Consider the following 4,661-nt stretch of genomic DNA (forward strand, 5'->3'; position numbering starts at 1 on the left):
GTGTATTACCTATATTCCTTGAAATCCGTCTGGACAAAAAGATTATAAAAAATAAAAAATAAAATGTCAACAAATTTTTTAAAACATTCTAACACGTCTCATAGTACGAACAGCACCATCATCATAAACAGTTCTAGAACTAATATAACTAGGTCTAGCACGATCAAAAAATTTATTGACAACACGATTCCATGCATTTACATAATTTTGAGGAGTAACTAAACCATGACCAACATTTTTAAACAACTGTTTCCAAGTTAATGGTCGAAGACTAGGAGGAGTACCATTAGCATTAGATAAAGTAGCAGCAACCTTAGAAACAGTTTCTGCATTCTTACGACCAATATCAGCCTCTTTTTCTTTACGATTCAATTCTTCATCTTTCATATGAGCAGCATAAACAGATTTTAAAATATTACCTAAAGTATTAAAAATATGAGAAGCAGGATTAGAAACAGATGAAGGATTCCTAGACATAGCAGCCTCAGCTCTAAAGACAGGAGAACTAGCTAAACCACCATACATATGACCAGCAACTAATTGTGGATTTATACCAGCATCTCTATAACGTTGCATAACAGCTTTAGGATGATTATAGGCATTAGTCATATTGAAGAACTCAAGTTGACGTTGATAATTTAAATCATTAGTTTGTTTAGCAATCCTAGCATTAACACGATTAATATTTCTAGCTCCTAAGTAGTTTCCAATTCCTGAAGCAATATGACCTAAAAATTCCATAGTAAATAACCAACTTTTATTGATAAAAATGTGTGTGTGTTATACCGCATATATAATCAAGAGAAATACATGCGGTGGAAATCATTTGGATTCAGATTGAGGTACAACCTTTTCATCAGTCGTCGTCGAACTGGCTATGTTAGGGCCTACTCCTCCTCCTGATTCAGGGTTGACCTCTGAAGGTACACCAGCATGCTTTCTCTCATACTTAGCGTATTTCTGATATTCCTCTTCAGTCAATTCATTCAGAGGATCAAAAAAGTCTTCCTCTGCTAAATCAGTAGGATCAAATCCAGGATCAGAGGTAGGGTCAAAAGTATCGTCATATTGAGACGCAGAGACACGAGGAAAGCCAAATGAAGTAAAACGAGCTAACTTATCAGCTAAACTCTCAAACTCGTCCTGAGACGTAAGAGAAGGCAAATCATTAACCTCACCTTTATAGTGAGCAGAATCATATGTATAATGAGTAAAAAATTTCTTAGTCATAAAATTAACGTAATGAAGGTTTAGAAAACTTAGCCATAGGTCTTTTAGACATAATATGATGATTTATATGAACAAATACATTATCATCATCACCATCAATATCAGCAAAAATCCTAGTAGAAGGCTGAGCAGTAACAAAATCAGAATTGAGGTTCGGGAGTTTATCAAATTTTCTTGCAAGATGCCAGAAATCCAAAGAAGTTTTGAATGCACCATGAACCTCAGAAGGAAACATCTTATACTCTGCATACCTTTGTTGATAACCAAATACTTGATCACCAGTAACGGCAGTAGTACCAGCATAAATTTCCTTATTTTTAACTTCCTGTTCACCAATATTCTGAAAATCAGGAAAGAAATAATCATATCTACCAAATCTTGTAAGCTTCCTAGGTAATCCTTGCATGTAATTAGTTCTAGGCATAATAGACATAATACCCATCAACCATCCATGTTCAGAACAAAAATATTTCATAGGCTTACCAATTCTAGCACCAAATCCATGACCTGCCATATTACCTTGTGGAGAAGTAGAACTAGTAGAAGAAGTTTGTAAAACCTCACTAAATAAAATAGGAGTTTTAAAACCACCAATATATTCAGGAATTTGTAATCTGCTATCTCTAGGTCTAACACCAAAGAAAGACATCAACTGTTCTACATATCTAGAACCAAATCTCATAGACTTCTCTAACCATCTCTGAATAGCTGAAGCTTTTCTTAAATCAGAAATATTTACAGAAGAAACACCAGACATATCAGCTTTAACACTATTCAAATCAAGATTACCTTTAACAGGCATAGAACCAATAGTTTGACCAAAAGGATCAACAGTAGATAAACCAAAAGCTTTATCCATATCACCATCAAAAGAATGAGTTTGCATATTAGCAATAGCAGCACCAGAAGGATATCCTTTATAAGAATCATCAGGAATTTTAAAGAAAGCAGGAGTACCTGCAGCATATTCAGGATCATAAGAAGCACCAACATACCAAGCAGGACCAGTAGTTCCTACAATCATACCTTTACCATTACCAACAACACTAACATTACCGGTAGTAGCACCATTAACATTACCTTCACCTATAATAGGAGCATCACCACTTAAAGGAATAGAAACACCAGTACCTCTCTGAGGACTAGGAAAGGCAGAAGTAAAATAATCTTTTTCCCAATTTCTATTTAACAAAGTAGTACCAGAAATAGAATCTAAACCACCAGTTAAAGAAATAGGAACTTCTTCTTGTAAATTCTGATCACGATACCAATGATTATAGATCATATCATAGGCTCTAAAAGGCAAAGCATCAACAAGAAGAGTAGTATTAAAAGTAGAATAATCAAAAGAAGGAACACCTAAATAATCTGATAAAGCACTAGGAAGAGTCCTTTCAAAAGAAATATAAGGATGAGCAGGAGCTTCTTCACCAGATACACCACCAGTAATAAATGTTTCCCAACAATCATTTTTACCATTATCCCAAAGAATACGATTAGGAACAAAATAATAATGAAAATAAACATCTACAGTATGCATAACTGGAGCAATTAAAGGAGCAAATCTAATCAAAGAATCAGTGGAAATAGAAAATGAATCACCAGGTAAACATTCAGCAGACAAAACAGGAATAAGTTTAGCCATCTTACAACTAAGCTTATTTTCAAAAGTTAAATTAAAACGAGAACGTCTCAACATGTATATAAAACATTTTAATTTATAAAATTATAAAACATTAAGTATAAGAAGTCAAGACACTTCCATACTTAAAACGATCAATAACATAATCACGATAGGCAGAAAAACAACCATGATGATAATTACCCCAAAAACCATGAAAAATAGATATTCCTTTACGCTGAAGTTTATCAACAGCAGCATAAAATTGACAAAACTTCTTATCCAAAAATTGAGAAACACTCAAAAGGGAAAACGACTTCGAAAAATCATCAGGATGAGAATATAAAAAATCACAAGTTTTAGTAACCAAATCATTATATTTCCAACTACCAATATTATAACGATAAATAGGAGAAAGCATATCTAAAAGCTCATCCTTATAAAAAGAGTACTGAGAAAAAGTATCACAAATTGTATTAACTAAAAATTCAACAGGAACTTTTCCACGAGAAGTAAACAAATTTAAAAAAGTATGATGTATAAAACGATGAAAAGCATCTTGAGGTTCAGTACGATCAGGATATAAAATAGAAATCTTAGGCTTCAAAAATCCAGGAACTACCTCACGAATCTTATTAATATAATACCTAGGCAAATTAAATTTATGGCCACAAATTTTTAAAAAAGTATGATTATTTAAAACAATCTCGTAGATTTTTTGTTTAGTTAAAAAAGATTGACCTAGCCCCCTAGATGCAAGAATGAAATTATTAGCAATGATCGAGTCAGTATTAGGATTATACCAATTGAAGGTTTTTAAAACACGACCATTAGAAATTCTACGAGAAATAGGATTAATTTTAAAATGATGAGAGTTCACTGGAACTGCAGCCTCTTTTACAACATATTTAGAAACATAACGCAAAGCTGCATCTCTTAAAAACTTTCGATCAACAATACCATTACCCCAAGACTTCAAAATCAAATCATAAGTCTCCTGACTTTCAGCATCAGGAATACCAAACAAAATACAATGATAATGAGGTCGAGCATGCTTTTCACCGTATTCTCCAGAAAGAAAATATTTAATAGGAACAGTATGTCCATATTTTCTAGTAAGATTAATACGTAAACGCTTAAAAAATCGCTGACATTCAGCTTTATCTAATCCGTTATCATGCGGTAAATGTTCTTTATCATAGGTAAGAGTGCAAAATAAGGTAGAATTATGTGGATAATTTAAAGATTCATTATGAAGTCGAACATACCAAGAATTTTGCCTGGCAGCTCTGCACTCTGGACATTTACCACAGGAAACGGTAAACGGAAGACCAGAAGGATTTTTAAGGAAGATTGGAGTAATACACATTAGAATCGGTAGCCTCCACGTCTCATTAAATATCTACTTCTTCTAATTCTAAGACGCCTAAAAAGACCTCTAGGTCTCCTTCTTATAAAAAATCTTCGTCTATATCTTCTGTAAAATCGCATAATATGAAAAAACTATTATTAATTTTCTTCTTTATTGGAGTTATTATGTTTATCTAAGTGATCAGAAATAAAACCAGCAACTACTCTAATCAATTTAAAAATAAAATTTATTTTTCTGAGCCACATGGCATAAAATAATAAGCCTACCTGAAAAAATTATAAAAAGAAAAAAATTAAAAGTCAACAAAAAAAAGTTAATGAAAACTATCATTAACTTTTCCAGTAGATTTTATATCTCTAACGTGTATTACCTATATTCCTTGAAATCCGTCTGGACAAAAAGATTATAAAAAATAAAAAATAAAATGTCAACAAATTT

The 4,661-nt window shown here is 32.4% G+C and carries 4 protein-coding genes; all 4 read right to left on the minus strand.

Features of this window, described 5'->3' with window-relative positions; translation table 11 throughout:
* Positions 1-78 precede the first annotated feature (78 nt).
* The 4 genes from EZV61_RS19250 to EZV61_RS19265 all read right to left on the minus strand — a co-directional run bounded on the left by EZV61_RS19250 (position 79) and on the right by EZV61_RS19265 (position 4,220).
* Positions 79-741, minus strand: coding sequence for a hypothetical protein (locus tag EZV61_RS19250; protein WP_131417649.1), 663 nt, complete (start codon positions 739-741; stop codon positions 79-81).
* Positions 742-822: 81 nt separating this feature from the next.
* Positions 823-1,230, minus strand: coding sequence for a hypothetical protein (locus EZV61_RS19255; protein ID WP_131417651.1), 408 nt, complete (start codon positions 1,228-1,230; stop codon positions 823-825).
* Positions 1,231-1,234: 4 nt separating this feature from the next.
* Positions 1,235-2,929: a major capsid protein gene (locus EZV61_RS19260; RefSeq protein WP_131417653.1), complete on the minus strand. Its 1,695-nt coding sequence runs from the start codon at positions 2,927-2,929 to the stop codon at positions 1,235-1,237.
* 37 nt (positions 2,930-2,966) lie between these two features.
* Complete coding sequence (locus EZV61_RS19265; protein WP_131417655.1) at positions 2,967-4,220, minus strand: rolling circle replication-associated protein; 1,254 nt, start codon at positions 4,218-4,220, stop codon at positions 2,967-2,969.
* Positions 4,221-4,661: the final 441 nt, after the last annotated feature.

Source organism: Corallincola luteus, from assembly GCF_004336975.1.
GTDB classification, from domain to species: Bacteria; Pseudomonadota; Gammaproteobacteria; order Enterobacterales; family Neiellaceae; genus Corallincola; species Corallincola holothuriorum.